Source organism: Chryseobacterium daecheongense, assembly GCF_003729955.1.
In the GTDB taxonomy this organism is placed as follows: Bacteria; Bacteroidota; Bacteroidia; order Flavobacteriales; family Weeksellaceae; genus Chryseobacterium; species Chryseobacterium daecheongense.
The window spans coordinates 1,711,307-1,734,921 of the sequence record NZ_RJTX01000001.1 but is presented as its reverse complement, the minus strand read 5'-3'; the positions used below and the strand labels follow the sequence as shown (position 1 = coordinate 1,734,921).

Annotated in this window: 26 protein-coding genes; 15 read left to right on the top strand and 11 right to left on the bottom strand. The window is 37.0% G+C overall.

The window, feature by feature from the left end; all coding sequences use genetic code 11:
- The first annotated feature begins 57 nt into the window (after window positions 1-57).
- The 7 genes from EGI05_RS08105 to EGI05_RS08075 all read left to right on the top strand — a co-directional run bounded on the left by EGI05_RS08105 (window position 58) and on the right by EGI05_RS08075 (window position 5,306).
- Window positions 58-708: a Crp/Fnr family transcriptional regulator gene (locus EGI05_RS08105; RefSeq protein ID WP_228428568.1), complete on the top strand. Its 651-nt coding sequence runs from the start codon at window positions 58-60 to the stop codon at window positions 706-708.
- 123 nt (window positions 709-831) lie between these two features.
- Window positions 832-1,671 (top strand): DUF5777 family beta-barrel protein, encoded by an 840-nt coding sequence (locus tag EGI05_RS08100; RefSeq protein WP_123262506.1) that lies wholly within the window; start codon window positions 832-834, stop codon window positions 1,669-1,671.
- 1 nt (window position 1,672) lies between these two features.
- Window positions 1,673-2,023: a hypothetical protein gene (locus EGI05_RS08095; protein ID WP_166668369.1), complete on the top strand. Its 351-nt coding sequence runs from the start codon at window positions 1,673-1,675 to the stop codon at window positions 2,021-2,023.
- Window positions 2,024-2,043: 20 nt separating this feature from the next.
- Window positions 2,044-2,589: a YceI family protein gene (locus EGI05_RS08090; RefSeq protein WP_123262504.1), complete on the top strand. Its 546-nt coding sequence runs from the start codon at window positions 2,044-2,046 to the stop codon at window positions 2,587-2,589.
- Complete coding sequence (locus EGI05_RS08085) at window positions 2,586-3,113, top strand: ankyrin repeat domain-containing protein (protein ID WP_123262503.1); 528 nt, start codon at window positions 2,586-2,588, stop codon at window positions 3,111-3,113. Before EGI05_RS08090 ends, EGI05_RS08085 begins: the two co-directional genes overlap by 4 nt.
- A gap of 2 nt (window positions 3,114-3,115) precedes the next feature.
- Complete coding sequence (locus tag EGI05_RS08080; protein WP_123262502.1) at window positions 3,116-3,901, top strand: T9SS type A sorting domain-containing protein; 786 nt, start codon at window positions 3,116-3,118, stop codon at window positions 3,899-3,901.
- A 127-nt stretch (window positions 3,902-4,028) separates the two neighbouring features.
- Window positions 4,029-5,306 carry an alkaline phosphatase family protein gene (locus EGI05_RS08075; protein ID WP_123262501.1) on the top strand — a complete coding sequence of 426 codons (1,278 nt, stop codon included), beginning with the start codon at window positions 4,029-4,031 and terminating at the stop codon, window positions 5,304-5,306.
- Between the two features lie 55 nt (window positions 5,307-5,361).
- On the opposite strand, the gene EGI05_RS08070 is transcribed toward EGI05_RS08075, so the two are convergent.
- Entirely contained in the window at window positions 5,362-6,240 is an 879-nt protein-coding gene (locus tag EGI05_RS08070) for an NAD(P)H-binding protein (protein WP_123262500.1), read from the bottom strand.
- A 79-nt stretch (window positions 6,241-6,319) separates the two neighbouring features.
- Between EGI05_RS08070 and EGI05_RS08065 the strand changes: the two genes are divergently transcribed.
- Entirely contained in the window at window positions 6,320-6,688 is a 369-nt protein-coding gene (locus tag EGI05_RS08065) for a winged helix-turn-helix transcriptional regulator (protein ID WP_123262499.1), read from the top strand.
- 164 nt (window positions 6,689-6,852) lie between these two features.
- Window positions 6,853-8,181: a carboxylesterase family protein gene (locus tag EGI05_RS08060; RefSeq protein ID WP_123262498.1), complete on the top strand. Its 1,329-nt coding sequence runs from the start codon at window positions 6,853-6,855 to the stop codon at window positions 8,179-8,181.
- 46 nt (window positions 8,182-8,227) lie between these two features.
- Here the strand turns inward: EGI05_RS08060 and EGI05_RS08055 are convergent, their stop codons facing one another.
- The 5 genes from EGI05_RS08055 to lpxK all read right to left on the bottom strand — a co-directional run bounded on the left by EGI05_RS08055 (window position 8,228) and on the right by lpxK (window position 13,042).
- Entirely contained in the window at window positions 8,228-9,703 is a 1,476-nt protein-coding gene (locus EGI05_RS08055; protein WP_228428567.1) for an alpha-amylase, read from the bottom strand.
- A 42-nt stretch (window positions 9,704-9,745) separates the two neighbouring features.
- Complete coding sequence (gene dinB / locus EGI05_RS08050; protein WP_123262497.1) at window positions 9,746-10,843, bottom strand: DNA polymerase IV; 1,098 nt, start codon at window positions 10,841-10,843, stop codon at window positions 9,746-9,748.
- Window positions 10,844-10,885: 42 nt separating this feature from the next.
- Window positions 10,886-11,341: a GNAT family N-acetyltransferase gene (locus EGI05_RS08045; protein WP_185144958.1), complete on the bottom strand. Its 456-nt coding sequence runs from the start codon at window positions 11,339-11,341 to the stop codon at window positions 10,886-10,888.
- Window positions 11,341-11,862: a TlpA family protein disulfide reductase gene (locus tag EGI05_RS08040; protein WP_123262496.1), complete on the bottom strand. Its 522-nt coding sequence runs from the start codon at window positions 11,860-11,862 to the stop codon at window positions 11,341-11,343. The genes EGI05_RS08045 and EGI05_RS08040 overlap by 1 nt, the downstream gene beginning before the upstream one ends.
- A gap of 154 nt (window positions 11,863-12,016) precedes the next feature.
- Window positions 12,017-13,042 (bottom strand): tetraacyldisaccharide 4'-kinase, encoded by a 1,026-nt coding sequence (gene lpxK / locus EGI05_RS08035; RefSeq protein ID WP_123262495.1) that lies wholly within the window; start codon window positions 13,040-13,042, stop codon window positions 12,017-12,019.
- Between the two features lie 108 nt (window positions 13,043-13,150).
- Here lpxK and truA point away from each other — a divergent pair, with 108 nt between their 5' ends.
- The 5 genes from truA (at window position 13,151) to EGI05_RS08010 (ending at window position 17,583) form a co-directional block, all read left to right on the top strand.
- Window positions 13,151-13,885, top strand: a complete 735-nt coding sequence (gene truA, locus EGI05_RS08030) for a tRNA pseudouridine(38-40) synthase TruA (protein WP_123262494.1) — start codon at window positions 13,151-13,153, stop codon at window positions 13,883-13,885.
- A 21-nt stretch (window positions 13,886-13,906) separates the two neighbouring features.
- Window positions 13,907-14,251, top strand: coding sequence for a hypothetical protein (locus EGI05_RS08025; protein WP_123262493.1), 345 nt, complete (start codon window positions 13,907-13,909; stop codon window positions 14,249-14,251).
- 10 nt (window positions 14,252-14,261) lie between these two features.
- Window positions 14,262-14,849, top strand: a complete 588-nt coding sequence (locus EGI05_RS08020; protein ID WP_123262615.1) for a Crp/Fnr family transcriptional regulator — start codon at window positions 14,262-14,264, stop codon at window positions 14,847-14,849.
- A 77-nt stretch (window positions 14,850-14,926) separates the two neighbouring features.
- Window positions 14,927-15,697, top strand: a complete 771-nt coding sequence (locus EGI05_RS08015; RefSeq protein ID WP_123262492.1) for an alpha/beta hydrolase — start codon at window positions 14,927-14,929, stop codon at window positions 15,695-15,697.
- 125 nt (window positions 15,698-15,822) lie between these two features.
- Entirely contained in the window at window positions 15,823-17,583 is a 1,761-nt protein-coding gene (locus tag EGI05_RS08010) for an ABC transporter ATP-binding protein (protein WP_123262491.1), read from the top strand.
- A gap of 68 nt (window positions 17,584-17,651) precedes the next feature.
- Here EGI05_RS08010 and EGI05_RS08005 read toward each other — a convergent pair whose 3' ends face one another.
- From EGI05_RS08005 to EGI05_RS07995, 3 genes are all read right to left on the bottom strand, one after another.
- Window positions 17,652-19,433 (bottom strand): M43 family zinc metalloprotease, encoded by a 1,782-nt coding sequence (locus EGI05_RS08005; RefSeq protein ID WP_123262490.1) that lies wholly within the window; start codon window positions 19,431-19,433, stop codon window positions 17,652-17,654.
- A gap of 68 nt (window positions 19,434-19,501) precedes the next feature.
- Window positions 19,502-20,116, bottom strand: a complete 615-nt coding sequence (locus EGI05_RS08000; RefSeq protein ID WP_123262489.1) for a class I SAM-dependent methyltransferase — start codon at window positions 20,114-20,116, stop codon at window positions 19,502-19,504.
- A gap of 51 nt (window positions 20,117-20,167) precedes the next feature.
- A complete protein-coding gene (locus EGI05_RS07995; RefSeq protein WP_123262614.1) occupies window positions 20,168-20,863 on the bottom strand; it encodes a DUF4919 domain-containing protein in 696 nt (231 codons plus the stop codon).
- A 234-nt stretch (window positions 20,864-21,097) separates the two neighbouring features.
- Between EGI05_RS07995 and EGI05_RS07990 the strand changes: the two genes are divergently transcribed.
- Window positions 21,098-21,310 (top strand): hypothetical protein, encoded by a 213-nt coding sequence (locus EGI05_RS07990; protein ID WP_123262488.1) that lies wholly within the window; start codon window positions 21,098-21,100, stop codon window positions 21,308-21,310.
- Between the two features lie 52 nt (window positions 21,311-21,362).
- Here the strand turns inward: EGI05_RS07990 and EGI05_RS07985 are convergent, their stop codons facing one another.
- Together EGI05_RS07985 and EGI05_RS07980 are read right to left on the bottom strand one after the other, a co-directional pair.
- Window positions 21,363-22,655: an MFS transporter gene (locus EGI05_RS07985; RefSeq protein WP_123262487.1), complete on the bottom strand. Its 1,293-nt coding sequence runs from the start codon at window positions 22,653-22,655 to the stop codon at window positions 21,363-21,365.
- A 155-nt stretch (window positions 22,656-22,810) separates the two neighbouring features.
- Window positions 22,811-23,563, bottom strand: coding sequence for a DUF3575 domain-containing protein (locus EGI05_RS07980; RefSeq protein WP_123262486.1), 753 nt, complete (start codon window positions 23,561-23,563; stop codon window positions 22,811-22,813).
- Window positions 23,564-23,615: the final 52 nt, after the last annotated feature.

Here is a 23,615-nt window from a genome sequence, read left to right as displayed (position 1 = left end):
TATTCTTGTCATATCAATACTTCAATTTTATATATTTGTTATAAATATGTAATGGATATGGTCGATCATAAGTTTATTCTTAACAAATTCGGGTTTTTAGGCAGCGATTTTTCAAGCGAAATGCAGAAACATGCTGTGGTAGATACTATAAAAGCTAAAACTGAGATCATACGTGAAGGGCAGAAAGTAAGATATATTCCTTTTTTGATCAAGGGATCCATTAAAGTGTACACTTTAAATGATGGCCGGGAACTTATTTACTACTACGTACGGCCAGATGATAGCTGTCTGATGACATTTGCATCTATTTTTGGAGATTATACAAGCAAAGTATATGCGGTTACCGAAGAAGATTCGGAGGTGTTATTGATTCCCGTTTCCGTTTTGCATCATTGGCTGATCCGTTTCCCGGAAATCAATAAAATCTTTTATTATGAATACGACAAAAGATTTACCGATGTAATGAACATGGTGAATGAAGCTGTATTCCATAAATTGGACCGAAGAATTTTGAGCTATGTAAAACAACAGATTTCAATTACCGGGCACAATCCTATAAAACTTACCCACAGAGAAATTGCTAATAATCTGGGAACATCCAGAGAAGTAGTAAGCAGAGTTTTGAAAAAAATGGAGAATGAAGGTGAAATCCTCCAGACAAAAGAAGGATTGAAAATCCCTTCTAATGAAAATGTTAGAATTGTCTAATAAATATTGTTTACTATTTTTAATATCCCGATTGATAAAAACAATCTAGTAGGTGACTTTTATCACATAATTTTAGAATCATAACTCGATAAGTTTGTCATATACATTTTAATTTAAATTTATATGACGAAAACTTTATTATTTTTGTCAATATTCCTTTCAGGTCTTGCCTATTCCCAGGAAGATTTGCTGAAAGATATTGACACACTCAAAACAACCGAAACCTCACCACCCGCCTTCAAAGCCTTACAGGTAGTTACCGCACAGTCTACCAAGCTTTCAGCAAAAAATGAATGGTATATTGTGGTTGCCCACCGCTTTGGAGATATAAGTACCGGCTTTAAAAACTTTTTTGGATTGGATGATGCTTCTACTAAACTAGGAGTTATTTATGGAGTAACAGACGGACTTTCCTTAAGCTTTTCAAGAGAGACCAACATGAAAACTTTTGAAGGTGCTGCCAAGTACAAACTGGTAAAACAAAATGATAATTTTCCTGTGGATATTGTAGGCTACAATGTAATGGCTGTAAATACAGATTTGGATAAGGACAATTATCCGCATTTAAAATTTGGGGATAGACTTTCCTATCTTACACAGGCTTTGATTTCAAGAAGATTTAATGATCAATTTTCCTTGCAGTTGACCCCTTCTTATGTACATAAAAATTTATATGATCCGAATATAGAAGACAAAAACCAATTTCTTGCAGGACTAGGAGGACGCTATAAAGTGTCTAAAAGAATCTCCGTGAATGCAGAATATTTTGTCAATTTTGATAATCACAGTTTCTATAAAAATCCATTGTCATTAGGAGTGGATATAGAAACAGGGGGACATGTGTTCCAGCTTTTATTCACCAACTCCCAACTCAATTCCGACATAGGATATTTATCCAATGCAACGGGAGAGTGGGGAAAAGGTCATATTTTCTTTGGGTTTAATCTTTATAGAGTTTTTTAGAATGAAGAAGATACTATTTATATCATCACTCGCCGTTACTTTAATTGCTTGTGAAAGCAGAACCTATGAAGAAATTTCAGACAATACGCCTATTGTTGAAAAGGTAACTTATAACAAGGACGTAAAACCAATCGTGGAAGCCAATTGTATTGTGTGTCATTCCGCAGGAGGAGCTGCTTCTTTTCAGCCATGGACGAGCTATAATCAGGTGAAAACCCATATTGATAATATTTTAGACAGGATACAGAGGCCTAATGGCGATCCGGCAAAAATGCCTCAAGGCGGGGCTTTATCACAGACACAGATCAATACTTTCATTAAGTGGAAAGCAGATGGTCTTGTGGAAAATTAGAAAAAAGAAAAAATAGGAAAATGAAAAATGTAATATTAATCATGGTTGCGTTACTGTTCGGGAACCTGGCTTTGGCACAAAAGTATAGTTCCAAAACGGGAAAAGTAACGTTTGAGGCATCTGTTCCTTTATTTGAAGACGTTTTTGCACAGGATGACAATAATGTTGTTGTTTTGAATGGGGACACAGGAGATATGGCTTCTATTTCTGCAGTAAAAAACTTTCATTTTAAGGTGAAATTAATGGAAGAGCATTTCAATGAAAGCTATGCCGAATCCTCAAAATACCCAAAGACTACTTTTACAGGAAAAATTTTGAACTTCGATAAAACCAAGCTTACTGCATCTCCTCAAAAATATACCGTTCAGGGAAAACTTAATTTTCATGGAGTGGATAAAGCGGTTACTTCTTCCGCAACCATTTACTCTAAGGATGGGAAAATATATGTACAGGGAGGCTTCGTAGCAAGACCAGCGGATTACAATGTGAAAATCCCTAAAATGGTTACGAAGAAAATTGCTGAAAATGTAAATGTTGAATACAATTATGTACTGGTAAAACAATGAAAAATCTTCTCTTAATAATAGGAATGTTTCTAAGCTGTTCATTTTTATCAGCTCAGGAAACTACAAAATCAATTTTTGATATTGCAAGAACCGGAACAGTTGCTGAAGTAAAAGAATTGATGAAGAAAAATCCGGATATTATTAATACGACTAACGAAAATGGATTTTCGCCATTAATATTAGCTTGCTATAGAGGAAATAATGCTGTTGCAGAATTTTTAATAGAAAATGTGAAAGATCTTAACTATGGCAGTACACAGGGATCTGCACTTACTGCTGCTGTCTTTAAAAGCAATAAGCAACTCACTCAAAAGTTATTGGAAAGAGGTGCCAATCCTAATCTTGCTGATACAAACGGGATTACCCCATTAATTTATGCAGTTCAGCTTCAGGATAAGGATTTGGTAAGCATTTTACTGAAAAATAAAGCAAACAAAGAATTGGCAGATAAACAAGGGAAAACAGCATTTGAATATGCTATCTTCTCTAAAAATCACGAAATTATTAACTTATTAAAAAATTAAGTATGAAGCGAGTATTATCTTCTTTACTATTAATAACAGGATTTTTAGCATCTTCTCAGCAAAAATCCACAGGAATTATGACATGCACCGTCGGTACAAGATCTGTGACGGCTAATATTACTTTAAACAATACAACAAATAAAGTTAGATTGGATTTAACGGGACCATCCGACAGATGGTTTGGATTTACATTCAGAAGCGGGGCAAACTTTGGGATGTCCGGAGCACCTACTGATGCTTTGACTTATAGTGATGTGGGATTTAATGACAGAAACCTTGGCGGTATTGGAGTTTATAATTCAGATACCCAGGATTGGACGGTGGTTACGGCGCCTTCTATATCAGGTTCAACAGTTTCAATGTCGTACGAACGTAATTTAACGACTGCAGATGGTGCTAATGATTATCAGTTTAATTATGCTACAGCGAGTACGATCTCTGCCAAATGTGTCATTACAGGTACAGCAGGTTTAACAATCAGCCCACATGGAGGAGCTGCTAATACATCTGTTACAAGTGGAACTTTTGCAGTATTAGGCGTAAATGATGCAGAACTGGAAAACAAAGCCATTAAATTGTATCCAAATCCGGCCAGAGAAACAGTGAACTTCAAAAATGCTGATAAAATAAAATCGATTGATATTTATGAATCTTCAGGAAGAAAAGTAAGATCTGTGAAAATGGATGGGGAAAGTATTTCGGTTTCCGGTTTGAAATCAGGAAGCTATTATTTCGAGATTACTTTAAAGGATGGAACTTTATCTTATGAAAAATTAATCAAAGAATAAATTGAAAAGCCACTGAAAAGTGGCTTTTTTATTTACAACAATTCTAAAAAGGGCTTTTAATGTTTTTTTAACCTGCCAAACTTTCAGCAGCGGAATACAGATAGTAACTTTGCTGAAAATTTTTCTCATGAAGCGTGGAATACAATTATTCTTGCTGTTTATTTCGTTGTCAGTCTTTGCCCAAAAAGGCAATGTAGATACGGCTCAAATAGTGATTCCGAATCGATATAACAGCGTGGAAGCACAGACGAAGCCTTATGTCATCATGATCTCTGCGGATGGTTTTCGCTATGATTATGCCCGGAAATATAAAGCTGAAAATCTTCAGAAATTTTCATCTCAAGGTATTCAGGCAAAAGCAATGATTCCCAGCTATCCAAGCATTACCTTCCCAAACCATTGGACCCTGGTTACCGGACTTTATCCATCCCATCACGGCTTAATTGATAATTATTTTTATGATTATCAAAGAAAAGAAGGTTATGCGATGAGTGATAAGAAAAATGCTGAAGATGGAAGCTGGTATGGTGGAGTTCCACTTTGGGGATTAGCCGAGAAACAGGGAATGATCTCTGCTTCATTAATGTGGGTGGGCTCTGCAAGCGATGCAGGAGGGAAGAGACCCACTTATTATTACCCATATCACGAAAAATTTACGCCTTCCGAGAAAGTTGATAAAGTGATTGATTGGTTGCAATTGCCTATGGATAAAAGGCCTCATTTTATTTCATTGTATTTTCCGGAAGTAGACGGAAGCGGACACCACTATGGCCCTGATACCAAAGAAACTGAAAATGCTGTTCATTTGGTTGATCAGGCTATTGGTGAGTTGGTTCAAAAAGTAAATAATTTAGGATTAAAAAATGTGAATTACATCTTCGTTTCAGACCACGGAATGATTAAAGTGGATGGTGCAAATCCTTTAGAAATTCCTGAAATGCTGATGGACAAAAGCAGATTTGATTTTTATAACTCTCAAACCTTATTAAGGGTGTATGTTAAAAATCCTTCAGAAGTTAAGACTGTTTATAAAGAATTAAAATCTCATAAAACAGAAGATTATCAAGTTTACCTGGATAAGAAATTACCTAAATATCTTCATTTTGCTGCAAGAGATGATAAATATAACCGGATAGGACAAATTCTATTGGTTCCGAAAGCTCCCAAAGTATTCTTACCCAAAGGGAAAACCACTTCTGCCGGAAAACACGGATACAATCCAAGAATAGTTCCTGAAATGAAAGCCTCCTTCTTTGCTTGGGGTCCGGAGTTTAAGGATGGTTTGGTTATAGATGAATTTTCCAATGTGAATGTTTATCCTTTGGTAGCCAAAATTCTAGGGTTGAAAATTGATCAGCCGATAGACGGAAAGTTGAAAGTTGTACAGAAAATATTGAAAAAATAATTGGTTTCGGCGCACCGCAGGTGCGCCGAAACCAATTATAACCTTACAATCAGAATTAAAACCTCAAAGCAAATTCCTTCGCAAACTCCTCCAGTTTAATATCTCCATGAACAGGAGAACCATGCTGAATAAAATCCGCCTGAACAATTCCTGTTCTCAATCCCCTTCCCATTTCAGAATACAATGCTGCCATTTCTTTAGGAAGACCGGCCTGAAGCATCCCGTTTAAAGATTCTTCATCCGTAAATTCTACCCAGGGTAAATCAGGCTTTCCGATGGCTGAACCCAATATCCTGGAAATTTCAATAGGTTGACGCAAATCACTAACAATGTATCTTACTTGGTTGCCTTCAGATGTTTTTAAAAGTTCTTCAGCAGCAGCTTTCGCAATATCTTTTGGATGAACCAGCGGAATATTGATATGTTGAGGGTAATTTGCACCTATAATTCCTGCATTTTTAATCAATGGAATATCATTGAAAAAATTAATGTAAAAATATCCGGCTCTTAAAAATGTTACGGATACATTTTCTAAATCATTATACAGCTTTTCAATAAAATGAAGTCCTTTGATCGGCCCGTTTTCTATTGGAGATTCAGCACCGATGCTGCTTAGCATTACAATTCTTTTTACCCCTGTTTTTCTGAAAGCGTCTGCATATTTTTTTCCAACATTAACGGTGTTTTCAACAATGTTTTCTCCACCCATATTAGGTGGAGTCATCGCGAAAACTGCATCAGCTCCTTTAAACGTAGCTTCTAAAAAATTGGTGTCTGTAATGGAGCCGATGGCTGCTTTTGCTCCCAAGGATTCAATTTCACCTTTTTTAGATTCATTACTGCTGATTATGGTAATATCGTGCCCTTCTGTAATTAATTGTTGTGCGAGAGGTCTTCCTACATTTCCCAATGATCCTGTGATGATGATTTTCATAATAAATATTTTTTATTTCCGGGAACAAAGTTATATTTGTACTTACTTTTACACAAGTACTTACCCTAAAGTATGTATTATGGCAGAAATTAAAGAAAGCTCCACTATTCAGCAGAATAAAAAATATGCGCTTGATTCTTGTCCCGTAACCTATGTTATGGAAAAGATCGGCGGTTTTTGGAAACCTATTATTTTGTATCACTTATCTCAGGGTGATAAAAGATATAGTGAACTGAAACGTGCAATCCCTGCCGTGACGGAGAAAATGCTGATCCAACATTTAAAACAGCTAGAAGCAGACGGATTGGTTGTCAGAATAGCGAAACCAGTTGTTCCACCTCATGTTACGTATCAATTAAGTGAAGCAGGCAAAGGTTTGGTTCCGGTGATCGGAGCAATGGCGGATTGGGCTTTTCAGGATATGAGTGGAAAATATACATCTACATAAAAAAGCTTCATTGATGTCCTGTGTTTCAATGAATATAAAACGTTGAATTAGTTAGATAAGATGAACAGGAGAATATACCGCTAATTCAATATATTTTTTCTGAAATTTATATTGACAAAAAACAAAAATTACTACATTTAATAGGAAATAAAATTGTTTTTGGGATGACATCACACCAAAACATGGGAACGCATACCTTTCATACTCCTTTCGGAAAAATTGTAGCATTAAAGCAAAATGGTGTTATCAAAGCCAAAAGCATTCGCTATGCCCATTCTGAAAGATACAAAATGCCAGTTCCCATACAGCCTTCGGATTCGGAAATTGTTTTCAGAGAGAAAACTCCGGTTTGCCCCCAAGTGATTAGTCCGCTTTTAGAAAGGCTGATTGAAAAAACAGACCTGGAAAAGTTTGAAGTGGATGAGTCACCATTGTTCCTTAGCATTACTCGCCCCGAAAATTTCACAGATGAAAAATTACCTGTAGTAGTTTGGATTCATGGCGGGTCTTATGAAGTCGGTTGTGGAGATCTTCCTACCTCTGATCCTGAAATTTGGGTGAAAGAACAACGCCTCATTGTCGTTTCTGTTTCCTATCGTCTTGGGCTTTTCGGGTTTTTGGGTGGTGATGAAAAAAGACCTGCCAATCTTGGACTTTTTGATATTATAGAAGCTTTACGGTGGATCAAGGCCAATATCGGAAGTTTTGGTGGTAATTCCGAAAATATTACGCTTTTCGGTCAATCTTCCGGAGGAGATGCTATTGCACATCTTATGATTTCTGAAGATGTAGAGCATTTATTTCAGAGAGTGATCATTCACAGTGCACCTTTAGGATTCCGCCATAAAAGACAAAAAATGTCTGCCGAGCTTTTCAGAAAAACCGAATACCTGAAAGACGAGACCGATGTTTTGAAAATGATGGAGGAATATGGGCAGCATTTGCCTTCAGTCATGAAATATGGTTTAAAAGCATCCATGCCTTTTTGCTTGCAATATGGTTATCCGCCTTTATGCAAAGAAGAAGAAAGTCTCAGCAAATGGAAGCACAATGCAAAAAAATATGATGTTTTAATAGGCTTGAATAACGATGAAACTGCTTTCTATGTGAAAACCGCTGAAGAAGGAATGTACACTTATTTGCATAGCAGTATTCTTGATAAAATAGTTCGTGCAACCACACGGTTTATTTACGAAAAGCCAGCCCATATTTTTGCTGAAAATTACGCGCAGGGAGGCGGAAATATCTATCTGTTTACAATTCATTCAAAGATAAGGCACAATCATATCGGAGCATCACACTGTGTTGATCTTCCCCTGATTTTCGGTAATGAAGAGGCTTGGAAATCCGCTCAGTTACTAAAGGGGGTTCCATGGGAGTATATTCATGAAAACGGAAAGAAACTGAGAGCTCTTTGGGCTGAGTTTGCCAGAAAAGGAAATATTTCCGACGATTCTGAAAGACCAGAAATTCTGGAACTCCGAAAAATTTAGGAATTCCATGTTTCATTACATTTTGCTTCAAATGAATGACAATCAATTATTCCGGAATCCAAACGCTCACATTTCCCGCAGGAACCGGAAAATCACCCCATCCGTTTTTATCAATAGTTACTTTTCCCTCAGATCTTTTAAGCAGGTCATAAAATTTTTTTCCTGCATACTGTTTCCCTATTTCCATAGGTTTATGATATGCGTCTTTATTACTTAAAACGACTGCACATCCAGTATGTTCATCATTACCTTCACGAATCCATCCTAAGCAATTGGCATCTTCAAAATAATCTCTTTGTATTCCGTAGGCATGATCTTTTCTGGCTTTTAAAAGCTCTTCAATCCCATCTACTTTAGGTAAGAAAATTTCCTGATCATGTCCGGATTTGTCTTTATCTATATAATGTGCTCCGTACAGGTCAGGATAAAAAACACAAGGGTATCCGTTTTCTCTTAGCAAGATCAAGGCATAAGCAAGTGGCTTAAACCAGCTTTCAACCGGCGCCTCAAGGTCCTGTAAAGGTTGAGTATCATGATTGTCAACCAAACTTACGGAGTGCATAGGATCAGCTTGGGTAAGTGTTTCATCAAAAATCCTTCTTAGATCATAAGAGTCTCCCTCTTTGGAAGCATTATGAAAATTATTTTGTAACGAGCTGTCGAAAAGACTCATGCATCCTTCCGTTACTTCAATATATTTGTGAAGAAGATTTAAATAGCCCGGAGCCCAGTATTCGCCCACGGCAAAAATATCTTTTCCAGAGTTGGAGCGCAGCAGCGTTAACCATTCTTTATAAAAATCAAAGGAAATATGCTTTAAAGCATCCAGTCTTACTCCATCAAAATCTGTCTGGTCAAAATACCATTTTGCCCATTTATTGAGCTCTTCCCGTACGTGGGGATTGCGGTGCTCAATATCGTTGTACATCAGGTAATCATAATTTCCTTTTTCATCATCTATCATTTCTTCCCAGTCATTGCCATATTCCGACTGTATTTTAAATATGTGGGAATCCTGGCCTTCTGCATAATCCACCCCGCTGAAGCACGTAAAATTCCATTCAAAGTCCGAATATTTTTTACCTCTTCCCGGAAAGGTAAACTTAGTATAAGATTGAATATCGAAAAATTCTGAAATGATTTTATTCCGGTTATTTTCATCCACTTTCGCCGCTTTGAAGGTTTCCAGTTCATCACCGCCGCCTTTATGCCCAAGAACAATATCTACGATTACCTGGATATTATTTTTCTTAAGGGCTTTAATCGCTTTCAGGTAATCTTCTTTGGTGCCATATTTTGTGGGAATGGTCCCTTTTTGATCAAATTCTCCCAAGTCGTACAGGTCATAAGAATCATAACCTATAGAATAGCCTCCGTTGGCTCCTTTGTAGGCAGGAGGAAACCATACTGATGTAATTCCAAGATCGGCTAAATGTTTTGCTTCCTTTTCAGCTTCTTTCCATAGTTTTCCACCACCTTCAGAATACCAGTGGAAAAATTGAATCATGGTCTGGTTCATCATAATGCAAGATTTGGTCACTACAATGTAGTGAAAAAATCTCAATTAGTAATTTTCAAACTCTTTAAACGGGATTTTTAGTTGAACGGATATTTGTTTTTTTTCCTCCGTATTAAGATGGGAAAGAGATAATCCCAACAAGCGTACAGGCTTATCAAAAGGGCGGAGTTCCCATAATTTTTTTGCTGTTTTGAAATATTCTTCTTCAGAACTGAAATATTCTTCTTTGGTAATGCTTCTGGTGAAAAGAGAGAAATCTTTATATTTTATTTTTAAGGTTAAAGATCTTCCGAGAATATTATTTTTTTGAAGCCGTTGGTGAAGTTCGGCGCTTAAACTGCTTAGTTTTTCATCAATCTGCTGTTCATCAAAAAGATCTTCGAAAAATGTGCGTTCAACAGCAACACTTTTTTGAATGCGATGAGGTTTCACTTCCGAAGTATGAATTCCTCTCACCACATTGTAATAATAGGTTCCTGATTTTCCGAATAATTTCACGAGCTCTTCCAAAGATTTTTTTTTCAAATCTTTTCCTTTGAAAATTCCCAATGTAAACATTTTATTGGCTGTAACTTTTCCTACGCCATAAAATTTTTCAACGGGAAGCTCTTCCAGAAATCCCTCAATTTTATCGGGATGAATGGTTTTTTGTCCGTTGGGTTTGTTGATATCAGAGGCTACTTTTGCCAGGAATTTATTTACAGAAATTCCGGCAGAAGCGGTTAATCCGGTTTGTTCAAATATTTTCTGACGAATTTCTCTTGCAATCTGGTTGGCGGATTCTATATCTTTTTTATTTTCAGTGACATCCAGATAAGCTTCATCCAGAGAAAGAGGCTCCACCAGATCGGTATACTCATAGAAAATTTCACGTATTTTTCTCGAGATTTCTTTGTAGCGGGCAAAACGGGGCGGAACAAAAATAAGATGCGGACATTTTTCTTTGGCGGTTTTACTGGGCATTGCAGAGCGGACTCCAAATTTCCTGGCCTCATAGCTTGCTGCGGATACAACTCCTCTGTGTCCACCTCCCACGGCAATTGCTTTTCCCCTTAATGCAGGGTTGTCATGCTGCTCTACGGAAGCATAAAATGCATCCATGTCTACATGAATAATCTTACGGATGGGAAAAGGAAAATCCATATCACAAAGATATGGATTCTTGTATTTCTGATCATTCAAATATCATACTTTCAGCCGCATAGTAAGGAATAAAGGTTCAAACCCTGCTTTTTCATAAGCTTTTACGGCTGATTCATTCTGGTCATAGACATCCAGCCGCACTTCGGAAATTCCTTTGCTTTTTGTCCACTCCAGAAGCTGATCGAGAATTAATTGATTAATACCTCTGCCTCTATATTCCGGTCTTACAAACATAAAACCGAGGTAAGCATATTCTTCAAAATTATAATATTGTTTTGCGGCTTTTTTTATCAAAGCATATCCGGATGCAACGACTTGATGATCTTCTTCAGCTACCATTACTGTAGCATTAGGAGAATCAATTAAATAATCCAAATCATAATAGTGAATTTCACCTTCAATCAGAGTGCTGTCAAAAGGTCTTTCAGCAGCCACCATTCCCTGCTCAAATTCAAGCAGAATTTTAAGATCTTCTTTTGTAGCTTCCCTTACAATCATTATTGTTTTTTTAGTAATTGATCGATTGTGGATTGTATCTCCGGATCTTCCGGGGAGATGGCATAATATTTTGCGATGGCTGATTTCTGATCGATCACCATATATCTTGGAATCCAATTAAGATCTACATAATTGTTGAAATCATTTTTCCAGCCGGAAGCAAACCAATAATTGTTTTTTTCTTTCATATCAAATCTTTCAAGGCTTTTATCAAAACCTTCTTTGGATCTTTCGAGTGAAAGAAAGACGAAATCTATATTAGGATTATTTTTTTCCAGTTCTTCAGCCTTCGGAAGCGCTTTCAAACAGTCTCTGCACCATCCGGCCCAGAAATCGATAACTAAGACTTTTCCTTTATGCTGATCAAGGATTTGCTGTATGGTAATGTTTTTTCCTTCTTCATCTTCCAGTTTCTGCTGTAAGGCCTCTTTAGAAAAAGTGGTTTTAAGAACTTTCGGAGCTTCCTGTGAACAGCCGAGTCCAAAAATCCCCATCATCAGGAGTAGCAATAGCTTTTTCATTTCAATTCTTTTTTACAAATCTAAACAATGCAACGTAATTATAAATTGATTTCGTATGAATTAGTAAAAATTTAAGAATTGAGAAATTCTATGATAAAATAAAATCCGGCACCAATTTGATGCCGGATTTCTTATTCCGATAAGGTAAAGTTCCTTAATTTCTTCTCACATAATCCAGAATGATCTGGTTGAATTCTTCTTTCTTATCAATAATGACATTGATAGGCCAGTAGTATACAATATCTCTCAGATAATCAAAAGTTTTTAAACGCACATAGTCTTTTTCAGTGGTAAGGATCAGTTTGTATTCTCCTAATTTTTTGTATTCTGCAACGATCTTTTTAATATCATCATCAGAAAAATTATGATGATCTCTGAATTTTAAGTGTTTCACTCTTTGTGAAAATTTCGCCAAATGTTCCAATAAGGGTTTCGGATTGGCAATTCCTGTGATCAGTAAAATATCGTAATAATTCAGATTGTTATCAGGAAGCATTTTTTCTCTTCCGTAAACATTTTCATCATACCCGATGGAGGAGAAGAAAACTTTCTGGTGACGGTCAGGTCTTATTCTTGAAATATAATATCTCTTGGTTTCCTCAGTCAGTTCATCAGGACATTTGCTGACCATAATGATATCTGCTCTTTTGGCTCCTGCTCTGGATTCTCTCAAATCTCCGGCAGGAAGCAAATGATCTTTAAAATAGGGATCATTAAAATCAGTCATTAAAATGTTGAATCCTGCTTTTATAGCTCTGTGCTGCATGGCATCATCTAAAATCAGCACATCAAGATCCATGTCTTCAATGACCTTGGTGGCACCGGGAACCCTGTCTTCGGATACTGCAATGACGAAACGGTTTTTGAAACGCTCAAATAGTTGCATGGCTTCATCACCTACCATTTTATAATTACTGTCATAATTGGTGATCACATAGCCTTTCGTAAGCCTTCCATATCCTCGCGAAAGCACGCCGGTTCTGTAATGTTTAGATAAATATTGGGCGAGATACATAACCATTGGAGATTTTCCGCTTCCGCCCACAGATAAATTCCCGATATTGATTATCGGTGTTTTGAATTTTGTAGATTTAAAAATCCCAAGATCATACATTGTGTTTCGGATACCCGTTACCAAATGATAACCGAGGGAAAAAGGATAAAGGTACCATCTTTTCATACGCTTGCAAAAATAAGAATTCCCGAAGGATTTACTTCAATATTCTCGATGACTTTTCCACAAATATTTCATTAAATTAAAGTATTTTTGTAGAGTTATAGCAATACATTGAGGTACTTTATAGAGTTTTCTTACAACGGCAAAAATTATTTCGGCTATCAGATCCAGCCGGATGCCATTTCTGTACAGGAAGAATTGGAAAAAGCACTTTCCACGATATTGAGGGAAGAGATTAAAACAACGGGAGCAGGAAGAACAGATACGGGAGTCCATGCCAAAAAGATTTTTGCTCATTTTGATACGGAGCAGGTGTTGCATGATCAGCTTGCACACAGACTGAACAGCTTTCTTCCGCCTGATATTTCCATTAAAAGAATATTTCAGGTGAGGGATGATTTTCATGCCCGTTTTGATGCGACGTACAGAACATATGAATATTATATTTCCCTGGAGAAAAATCCTTTTACACAGGATTCAGCCTGGCAGCACTGGAAAAGACCTTTAGATATTAATCCTATGAATGAAGCCTGCAAAATTTTATTTGAATATGAGGATTTTACAAGCTTTGCAAAATTAAAAACGGATAATAAAACCAATATCTGTAAAATATATAAAGCAGAGTGGGAGCAAAATGGAAGTGAGCTGAAGTTCACTGTTTCGGCCAATCGTTTCCTGCGGAATATGGTGAGAGCAATTGTTGGTACCATGGTGGAAATCGGGGCTGGAAAAATGAAGCCTGAAGATCTTCGAAAAGTAATTGAAAATAAGAACCGTAATTCTGCCGGAACTTCTGCACCCGGACATGGCTTGTTTCTGGTAGATGTGGGATATGAATTTGAATAAAAACTAAAAAAACTAATACTTATGATGTCAATTTTTATTATGATCGGCGCCTACAAATATTATGCAGGGTTAGCCGAAAGATTTGGAAAAACCAAATGGCAGTTTGGGATTCTGGCTATTGTAATTTACTTAGGGTTTCAGGTGGCGTTTCTTTTTTGCTATGGAATATACAAAGGGATTACAGAGCCGGACCATTTGAACAATAATAATTATACAGGGTTTTCTTTGATCAATATGATCAGCTGGCTGTTTGCTATCGGAGCAGTATATGGAATTTATAAATTGCTGGAGAATAAGTTTACGAAGGAAAATCTTAAAAAGCCAGCTTTGGAAATAGAAGAGATAGGAAAAGCACCAGAACTTTAAATAGATGGCTATGACCGAAATCGAGAAACTGAATTTTGCTTTGCAACAATTTGCCGGTCTTTCGGAAGAGGAGTTTAAACTGTCTGAAAATTTCTGGCTGCCGAAAGAATATAAAAAAGGAGAATTCTATAATCTCCGGGGAACGGTTTGTACCTATTTCGGGTTTATTGTGGATGGGGTTTTCCGCTCTTACACGATCGATGAAAAAACCGGGGAGGAGAAGAATGTGTTCTTATATTCTGCGAATGGTTTTGTGGTGTCTTTCAAAAGCTTCATTAATCAGATTCCATGTGATTATCACACTCAGGCTTTAACGGATTCCACTATTATTTATATTCGTTATACAGATTTGCTTTCACTATATCAACAATCGCATCAATGGGAGAAGTTCGGAAGATTGTTAGCTCAGGAAGCTTTTAATGTGACGATGACAAGAATTGAAGGTTTTCTGCTCAAATCTCCTGAAGAACGTTATCTGGATCTGATCAAACAACATCCGGATATTTTCAATAATGTCCCGTTATATCATATTTCTTCTTATTTAGGAATTCAGGGACCTTCGTTGAGCAGAATAAGAAAAAGAATTTCAGGGAAATAATACGATTTTAACCAAGGTTAAAAATAACGTCATTTTATCTCCGCAACTTTGTCTCATAATTTAAAACTCTAGAAATTATGAAAACAAAAACTATCGTATTGATTCATGGATTATTTGTGAATAATACAAGCTGGAAAGAATGGAAAACTTATTTTGAAGCTCAGGGGTATACCGTTCATACACCCTCTAATCCGGGACATGATGGAGATCCTGTACAATTGAAAAGAAATGTTCCCTCTGTATTAAAAAAAGTAGGTTTTGATGATGTGATTGATCATTTGGTGAAATTTATTGATACGCTCCCTGAAAAACCCATTGTAATAGGACATTCATTCGGAGGATTGATGGTTCAGAAACTTGTTGATATGGATAAAGCGGTTGCCGGAGTAAGTATTGATGGTGCGCCGCCAAAAAATGTGATGGCTCCTTTCTCTACCGTGAAAATTGTTTGGCCGGTAGTGAACTTTTTCAAAGGAAACAATCCTTATTTAGGAACAAAAGAATGGTATCACAAGGCATTTTTCAACAATTATTCAAGAGAAGAAAGTGATAAGCTCTATGAAACGGTGGCCGCTCCGGAGAGCAGAAAGCTGGCAAGAGATCCGTTATTCAAGTCTTCTGCGAAACTGGATATGAAAAAGCCTCATCAACCTTTATTATTCATTGCGGGTTCCAATGATCATATTTTTCCTGCTGCATTTTCAAGAAAAATTGCTAATGCCTATAAAGACGCCAACAGTATTGTAGATTTTAAAGAATTTGAGGGCAGAAGCCACTTTATCTGTGGGGAAAAAGGTTGGGAAGAAGTAGCGGGATATGTTCTCAATTGGCTGAAAAAGCTGTCATAAGATTCATATTATAAATAACAGGTATCTGAAATTTTCTATGACTATTTTGATGGAGAGCAACTTAATGAAATTTTAAAATCTTATTTTTGCATAAGAATTTTTACTTCTATTCATCAATTCGTACAATGAAAAAACAAGATACCTGGGCAATTATCAGAAGGTTGTTCTTTATCGGGATGAAGTTTCGCTCCTGGTTCATTTTTACCCTGATCATTTCCATCATATTATCAGTAGTTTCTACATACAGACCTTATCTTACGATGCAAGTGGTGGATAATGACATTACAGCATTAAAGGATAAAGCTTTAATGATGAAGCATGTCTACATTCTAGTGGGATTGGTATTTGCAGAAACTGTTCTGAACTTCTTTCTGGTATATTTTTCCAACTTTATCTCTCAGAATGTGATCAGAGATATAAGAGAGAGGTTATATGCGAAACTGATCTATTTCAAAACTTCATTTTTTGACACTACTCCGATCGGGCAGCTTGTAACAAGGGCAGTAGGAGACGTGGAAACCATTGCAACGGTTTATACGGACGGGTTCCTGATGGTTTTCGGAGATATCCTGAGGATTATATTTGTATTGGTCATGATGTTCATGACGAATGTACATCTGAGCTATATTACACTGGCTATTTTGCCTTTAATGGTTGTCATTACAAGATTCTTTCAGAAGAGATTGAAAAAAGCTTTCGGAGACGAAAGAAACTGGACGGCTACCCAAAACTCTTTTGTGCAGGAAAGACTGGCCGGAATGCCGATTATTCAGGTGTTCAACAGGCAGAAAGCGGAATTCGAGAAGTTTGATGAAATTAATATTACCCTGAAAGGGGCTTTATTGAGGACAGTTTTCATTTTCTCATTATTCTTTCCGGTTGTAGAGCTTATTTCTTCACTTTTTATAGGCTTTATATTGCTTTATGGAGGGTATACCACGATCAAAGCAGGAGTTGTGATTGCTTTTATTCAATATATTTCCATGCTCATACGTCCTTTGAGACAGATTGCAGACCGGTTCAACAATATTCAGAGAGGTATTGTGGGGGCAGAAAGAGTATTAGGTTTAATGGACGAGGAAAATGCAATGCCAAATACCGGGAAGGTGAAGAAAGACCACTTTGATGGAAAAATAGAGTTCAGAGATGTGCGTTTTGCCTATGATGACAAGCAGGAGGTTTTAAAAGGAATTGATTTTAAAGTGAATCCGGGAGAAACCGTAGCCATTGTAGGAGCAACCGGAGCCGGAAAGTCGACGATCATCAGTTTGATCACAAGATTGTATGATATTAATTCAGGAAAAATCCTCATTGATGATGTTGATCTGAAAGATTACGAACTGTATAATTTAAGAAGTCATATTGGAGTTGTATTACAGGATGTATTCCTGTTCCATGGAAGCATTTATGAAAATCTTGCTTTCGGGGATGAAACCATTACTCTGGATAAAATAAAAGCAGGAGCCAGAGAAATTGAGGTAGATGAATTTATTGAGCAGCTTCCGGGGGGGTATGATTATGTGGTAAGTGAGAGAGGGTCGTCCATTTCTTTAGGACAAAGACAATTGCTGTCGTTCTTGAGAGCGTATTTATCCGATCCGAAAATATTAATTCTTGATGAAGCTACGTCTTCCATAGACCACGAAAGCGAAAAGCTGATCCAAAGAGCTACAGAAAAAATTACGAAAAATAGAACATCCATCATTATTGCCCATAGACTTTCCACGATTGAAAAAGCAGATAAGATCATTGTGATGGATCACGGGAAAATCGTAGAGGAAGGGAAACATTTGGAGCTTTTGGATAAAAATGGATATTATGCAACGCTGTACAAAGCTCAATTAAGACATGAAGTAGAAGTGGAAGAAGAAAACCGTAATGCTTAGTTTTACGATACAATAAATAAAAAAGAGAGCTTTTGGCTCTCTTTTTTATTTTTATAAATATAGATAGATTAGAATTTCAGTTTCTTGGTCATTACTTTTCCATTTTCTAATGTTGCGCTTGCAATCACTACTATATTTTTTACATTCAGAGGAGCCGAGAATTCTGTAGCCTTGATATTGGATTGTTCAAAAAGAATTCTTCCAGAAGCATCATATACTTTTACTGAAGAAATTTTCTCATCACTTTTTACGAATACAGTATTTTCTACTTTAATGATATTGGTTTCCGTTTTCTTTACTTCTCTCGTGGCTAATGCATCTCCTGCAGTAATCATTACTGAATAGTCTTCCACTTGCCCATATTTTGGAGTATAGCATGAAGTAACGGCAGTACCGTTATAATCACCAATCACTCTCATTCTTAGAGGAGTGTTGATAACGGCATTGGCTGGAGGAGTTACAGATGCCGTAGCAACAGAAGTATTGCTTACATTGCTTTGGTTAAGAACCAATTCGGTAGTTTCATTAAACTGTCCGTCATTATTATAATCAATATAAGCTTTGATGATATGAGAATTGCTGGTTCCCGGAGCTACTGTAAGAGTTGTAGCGGAATTGCTTGGGATGTTCGTTTTTGATGTACCTAAGCAATAATTGGCTGTGAAGTTCTCATAGAAATTATTGGATGCCACTTTATAATTGGTTGAATAATTATTAATGCTTCCGAACTTGACAGAAGTTACTCCAATGTTGAAATTTCCCGGATTGGTAATGGATGTCGGTGTACAAGCTGTTGCTAATGTAACCGTGTTATTGGGAGCTGTAGTACTGGCTGTTGGAGAATTAATCAGAGATTGTCTGTATTGTAAAAGCTGAGCGACAGCTCTGGTTGTCTGTCCCTGTGTGAAAAGATCTCTGAAACAAAATGTATAAGACATCACATTTCTTTCTCCTCCTGCATATACCTGGCTCGTACAAGGATTGATCTGTCCTGTTTGGCAGGTATAGGGAACGGAAGAGTGATAAAGACTCTTCATGGGTTCTGTATCACAAACAAGATCTCCTTCTAACGTACAATCGGTGTTGGTTGGACAGGCTCCGGTGCTGTTATTAAATCCTTCGTGAGTATGTCTAAGTCCCAATGCATGCCCGAATTCATGTGCTAAAGTCTGGGCATTCACTGCTGAAGCGCTGGTTGACATGAAAGAATAATCAAGGCTTCCGCCAGGATAATAGGCAAAACCATTCAGGGTGCCTGAATTGGAAGCTAGTTTTTTTACGACATAAATATTATAATATTTACTGGTATCCCACATTCCTAGTGCTGTAATTTCAGAGGCTGCAACGGCATTGGTTGTATTATCACTGTTTACGCCGCCACTTACATATTTGGGAAGATGGGAAGCATCAATCCTGTTGATTCCGTTAGTAGCTGTACAGCTCGGGCTTATTTTAGCGAAAACAAATTTTACCGGAAGTACGGCACTTGTTGCAGACATTCCACTGGATGAGTTTCCGGCGAATACTCCGTTGGTATAATTGATCCAGGCAATAATATCAGCATCGGATTTGTTGTTGACTGAACCGACAGGGCTTCCGTCACCCACAACATGTACCACAACCGGAATTTCATAGATTTGATTTTTGTTAAGCTGAGATGCAATTTTCCCGCTTTTGATCATTTTTGATAGTTCCAGATTAAAAGCATCGTCCTGAGCTTTTTGCTCCGGGAATCTTTCATAATGTTTTCTCATCAGTTCATCTGTTCCGCATTCCAATACTTCGATTTTTTGTGAATAGGCATGCGAGACAGCTAATCCTAAGATGAGAGGAAATAGTAGTTTTTTCATAAAGGTTTTATATTTAAGTAATTAAGGTTTACAATTCTAAATTAAGTGAAATATTTAAAATGAACAAATTAAAGTTTTCTGAAACGGCAGAAAATAAAATTCTGAATAGTGTTGAAGGGAGTCGTGTGATCTTCCGTAAAACAGCTTAATTTTTCAAAATTCTCCTTGAACAGGCTTGTTATAGACGGTTCATCGTATTGTTGAATATCCAGCCCGCTACACTTTTTAGGCCCGTTTATGGAGAAAGTTCCAAGGATCATATAACCTGCTACACTTTCTTTGGTAATTTGCAGGTATTTCCGGATATGTTCCTGTTGGGTTAAAAAATGAAAAGCGGCTCTGTCATGCCAAATATCATAGGTTTCTTTAGGCTCGAATTCTGTTACATCTGCTTCAATCCAGGTTACTTTTTCCGCTTGAGAACCTAAACGTTTTTGTGCTCTTTCCAAAGCTTTAGCGGAGATGTCAAGTACCGTAATATTTTGATAGCCTTCGTTAAGCAGAAAATCGACAAGAGTGCTATCACCGCCTCCAATGTCAATAATTTTTGCTTCCTTTCCCAAAGCACAAGAGTTGATGAGGTCAAGAGATGTTTGCGGTTTTTCCTGAGTCCAGCTTACTTCATCAGGAGTTTTGGTTTGATATACTTTTTCCCAGTGGTTTTTTTGTATAGTATTGCTCATTATTATTTATAATTTCAAAAATAAACATTCCGCTAACAGCATTGTTTACTTTTATTTATCAAATTTAGATTTCAGAAGCTCCATACTCTTTTCTCTGAGTTGGCTTACATTGAAGTATATTCCCGGAACTTTATATTTGTCTTTTTCAAATTGCAGATAATCACATGTTCCGTTATAGCTTTGAGAGATGATTTCAAGCTGAAACATATTTAAAAATACATATTCATGGCTTACAGAAATAACGTGCATGGCAGATTCACACTTCATGCCATCACCTGAAGAAGTGATAGCTTCAAACAGTCCATGGAAATTTCTGGATATCTTTTTAGCCATGCTTTCATCATTGCTCATGTGATGCATATATGCAAGATAGTTCATGGCACGGAGGTCTAAAGGGTTTTCTTCCAATGCTTCCTTCAAAGCCCTGATTACTTTTGGGACATCCTTTTCGGTTATATTTTCCCCACGGTAATATTGGTTCAGCTTCTCATCGTTCTTGCTTTTTTTATAAGGATTATACTCCTTTTGAAAAGTATACCCGAAATAAAGATGCTGATATTGTTCTTTGGTAATAAGAGTATCATTTTCTTTCAGCTTTTTCAATAATTTCGGATAATAAAACTCTGAATTCTTATTTTCAATATTCTTTTTGATGAGTTGATAATCAGGTGCTTTCGGATTGCTTTCCTGTGCGGATAACGGAATAAGCATTATGAATGCAATAAAAGCAAATAACCTCGTATTCATGGTTGTTGTCATGTTTTTTTGTTAACTTTTAATCATGGGGCAAATGTACGGATTGCTTAATTAAAATTATAAAACAGCTATGGAATTGTCAAAAAGTTTTAAAAAATATTGATAACCCTTGATTATTTCGAGATAATTATTTAATTTTATATAAAATTAAGCATAGGCCTGCCAAAAATGGTAGGATATTTGTTTTATTTAATCAATATTTTTAACTTAACCCCATAACTATAGATGAATAATATCCAGGATGAATTTCAAATGCTGAAAGACGAATTGAAGAAACTGAACATTGATGTACAGAAAATCGTAAAAGTAGGAAACGGAAGTATGGACTTCCATGAGGTTTTTTACAGATCTCCAAGATATGATGAGGTAAAAAGTGTTTATGTACAGCGTCATACTATGGATCATCTGATTGAAAAATTCAAACAAGTTTACAGGTAAAAAATAGGCTGCGGCTCAGATGAAATCTGAGCCGCAGCCTATTATAAGCTTTTTAATCTTTATCCAGCGTAGAATTATCCTTAGTGTCCTTCATCCTGGAATATACTACCAGCGAAAAGAAAATACAAGCAGTGATGTACCAGTAAAAGTAATGTTCCATATCTTCCTGTTTGAACCATAAAGCAATGTATTCCGCAGTTCCCCCGAAAATAGCTACCGTTAGCGCATAGGGAAGTCCCACACCGAGTGCCCTTACTTCAGATGGGAATAGCTCTGCCTTTACTACAGCATTAATGGAAGTATAGCCACTTACAATAATTAAAGCTGCCATGATCAGGGAAAAAGCACCCCACATGGAGGTCGTGGTGCTTAATGCATTCAGGAGAGGGTAGGTGAATATCGTTCCCAAAATTCCGAAACTTAGAAGCAGGGGTCTGCGCCCGATTTTATCGGATAATGCTCCGAATACAGGCTGCAGGCAGGCAAATATAAAAAGGGAGATAAATGAAATTAAGGTAGACTGTTCTTTTGTAAGATGGACGGTATTCACCAGGAATTTCTGCATGTAAGTAGTGTAGGTATAAAAGGCGAGTGTTCCTCCTAATGTTAACCCTATCACAGTGAGCAAGGCTTTTGGATGCTTTAAAAGTTCTTTGATGCTGCCTTTTTTCTTTTCACTTACCTCTTTTTTGTTTTCAAAGGCTTCTGTTTCATGAAGATTGGCTCTCAGGTATAGCGCGATTACCGAAAGTATGGCCCCAATGATGAAGGGAATTCTCCATCCCCATTCTTCCAGTTGGGTCTCGGTTAGCAGCAGCTTTTGCAGGATGAGCTGAATGCCTAATGCAATAAGCTGTCCTCCGATTAATGTTACATATTGAAAACTGGAATAAAATCCTCTTCGGTCTTCAGTAGCCATTTCACTCAGATACGTTGCGGAAACACCATATTCTCCGCCAACGCTCAAACCTTGTAATAACCTTGCTAATAACAATAATGCAGGAGCCAAAACTCCAATGGTCTTATAGGTGGGGGTAAAAGCAATCAGTAAGGAGCCGAAAGACATCAGTAATACGGAAAGGGTCATTGCTTTTTTTCTCCCGATTTTATCAGCAATACTTCCGAAAAGCCAACCGCCAACTGGGCGCATCAGAAAACCGACGGCAAAAATCCCGGCGGTATTTAATAATTGCGCGGTAAGATCCGAGTCCGGGAAAAAAGAATTGGAAAAATAAATGGCAAATGCAGCATACGCATACCAGTCATACCATTCAACGAGGTTTCCGATGGAGCCACCGATAATTGCTTTGATTCTTTGCGCGGTGGTGATTTGTGATGAATTCATAGAGTAACAGTAAATCCTATTTTAAAAACTCATGACTATCAAACTTGATAAGCCTGGGGAGTGAAACAGGATTTCGAAATTACATTTTTTATCAATACTGTAAAAATTAAAAACCGCTCTGAGAAGAACGGTTTAGGTAATTTTATTTAGATATTCTAAAATCTGTACCCAATAGATAATCCACTTCTGAAACCCGCCCAAGGACCGTCTACTTTTATTTTTGCTCCGTTGGCATTGGTTTCTACCGTATAATCTACAAAAGGAATGTCAAGATTTTCTATTTCTTCTTTCAATTGAGCCTGCATATCCGGGGTAAGAACAACATCGCTGGTTAAGTTGAAATCTCCTTTTCCACTGCCGTAATGGGCTCCGGCAATCCAGAAATCCAATACGAGATTCTGGCTTTTGGTTAAGAAAAACTGTACACCTACCATAAGTCCGCCACTATTTCCGCTTGTATCACCGTTTCCTTTAAGAGGAATCTGATAAGTGACCCCGTTAATAGCATTATAATCGTAATAGAAGTCAAAAGTATTTGAGGTTACTTTTGAATACCGGTAATAAGGCGCAAAATAAAAACCTTTGCCATAACCCTGCCCAATATAAAAACGGGGCTCAATCGTGAAATTGGTAGCTTTTACCCGAAGATTCTTGAATCTATCCTCATCTTCATCGCTTAGAAATGCGTTGATGAAAGGAACTTTTCCCTCTGTCATGGTCCCGAAACCAACGTTTACGGAAAACCATTGATTAATGGCTCTTTCGTAAGATACATTGATATTCCTGAATACATATCCCGTGACATTGGTTTTTACAATATTCATTTTTTCTGCTGAAGCTGAGCCGGATTCCTGTGCAAACGCTTCTAAGGAGAATAATGAAAGAATTATAAGAAGGTTTTTTTTCATGACTATAAATTTTCATTAAACATTAAGTGATAAGGGTGTGTTGAAGTGAAAG

Excerpts from the sequence above, each read along its gene's own strand:
- EGI05_RS08105 (WP_228428568.1), top strand. The coding sequence starts at position 58 with ATGGTCGATCATAAGTTTATTCTTAACAAATTCGGGTTTTTAGGCAGC.
- EGI05_RS08100 (WP_123262506.1), top strand. The coding sequence starts at position 832 with ATGACGAAAACTTTATTATTTTTGTCAATATTCCTTTCAGGTCTTGCC.
- EGI05_RS08095 (WP_166668369.1), top strand. The coding sequence starts at position 1,673 with ATGAAGAAGATACTATTTATATCATCACTCGCCGTTACTTTAATTGCT.
- EGI05_RS08090 (WP_123262504.1), top strand. The coding sequence starts at position 2,044 with ATGAAAAATGTAATATTAATCATGGTTGCGTTACTGTTCGGGAACCTG.
- EGI05_RS08085 (WP_123262503.1), top strand. The coding sequence starts at position 2,586 with ATGAAAAATCTTCTCTTAATAATAGGAATGTTTCTAAGCTGTTCATTT.
- EGI05_RS08080 (WP_123262502.1), top strand. The coding sequence starts at position 3,116 with ATGAAGCGAGTATTATCTTCTTTACTATTAATAACAGGATTTTTAGCA.
- EGI05_RS08075 (WP_123262501.1), top strand. The coding sequence starts at position 4,029 with ATGAAGCGTGGAATACAATTATTCTTGCTGTTTATTTCGTTGTCAGTC.
- EGI05_RS08070 (WP_123262500.1), bottom strand. The coding sequence starts at position 6,240 with ATGAAAATCATCATCACAGGATCATTGGGAAATGTAGGAAGACCTCTC.
- EGI05_RS08065 (WP_123262499.1), top strand. The coding sequence starts at position 6,320 with ATGGCAGAAATTAAAGAAAGCTCCACTATTCAGCAGAATAAAAAATAT.
- EGI05_RS08060 (WP_123262498.1), top strand. The coding sequence starts at position 6,853 with ATGACATCACACCAAAACATGGGAACGCATACCTTTCATACTCCTTTC.
- EGI05_RS08055 (WP_228428567.1), bottom strand. The coding sequence starts at position 9,703 with ATGATGAACCAGACCATGATTCAATTTTTCCACTGGTATTCTGAAGGT.
- dinB (WP_123262497.1), bottom strand. The coding sequence starts at position 10,843 with ATGGATTTTCCTTTTCCCATCCGTAAGATTATTCATGTAGACATGGAT.
- EGI05_RS08045 (WP_185144958.1), bottom strand. The coding sequence starts at position 11,341 with ATGATTGTAAGGGAAGCTACAAAAGAAGATCTTAAAATTCTGCTTGAA.
- EGI05_RS08040 (WP_123262496.1), bottom strand. The coding sequence starts at position 11,862 with ATGAAAAAGCTATTGCTACTCCTGATGATGGGGATTTTTGGACTCGGC.
- lpxK (WP_123262495.1), bottom strand. The coding sequence starts at position 13,042 with ATGAAAAGATGGTACCTTTATCCTTTTTCCCTCGGTTATCATTTGGTA.
- EGI05_RS08025 (WP_123262493.1), top strand. The coding sequence starts at position 13,907 with ATGATGTCAATTTTTATTATGATCGGCGCCTACAAATATTATGCAGGG.
- EGI05_RS08020 (WP_123262615.1), top strand. The coding sequence starts at position 14,262 with ATGACCGAAATCGAGAAACTGAATTTTGCTTTGCAACAATTTGCCGGT.
- EGI05_RS08015 (WP_123262492.1), top strand. The coding sequence starts at position 14,927 with ATGAAAACAAAAACTATCGTATTGATTCATGGATTATTTGTGAATAAT.
- EGI05_RS08010 (WP_123262491.1), top strand. The coding sequence starts at position 15,823 with ATGAAAAAACAAGATACCTGGGCAATTATCAGAAGGTTGTTCTTTATC.
- EGI05_RS08005 (WP_123262490.1), bottom strand. The coding sequence starts at position 19,433 with ATGAAAAAACTACTATTTCCTCTCATCTTAGGATTAGCTGTCTCGCAT.
- EGI05_RS08000 (WP_123262489.1), bottom strand. The coding sequence starts at position 20,116 with ATGAGCAATACTATACAAAAAAACCACTGGGAAAAAGTATATCAAACC.
- EGI05_RS07995 (WP_123262614.1), bottom strand. The coding sequence starts at position 20,863 with ATGAATACGAGGTTATTTGCTTTTATTGCATTCATAATGCTTATTCCG.
- EGI05_RS07990 (WP_123262488.1), top strand. The coding sequence starts at position 21,098 with ATGAATAATATCCAGGATGAATTTCAAATGCTGAAAGACGAATTGAAG.
- EGI05_RS07985 (WP_123262487.1), bottom strand. The coding sequence starts at position 22,655 with ATGAATTCATCACAAATCACCACCGCGCAAAGAATCAAAGCAATTATC.
- EGI05_RS07980 (WP_123262486.1), bottom strand. The coding sequence starts at position 23,563 with ATGAAAAAAAACCTTCTTATAATTCTTTCATTATTCTCCTTAGAAGCG.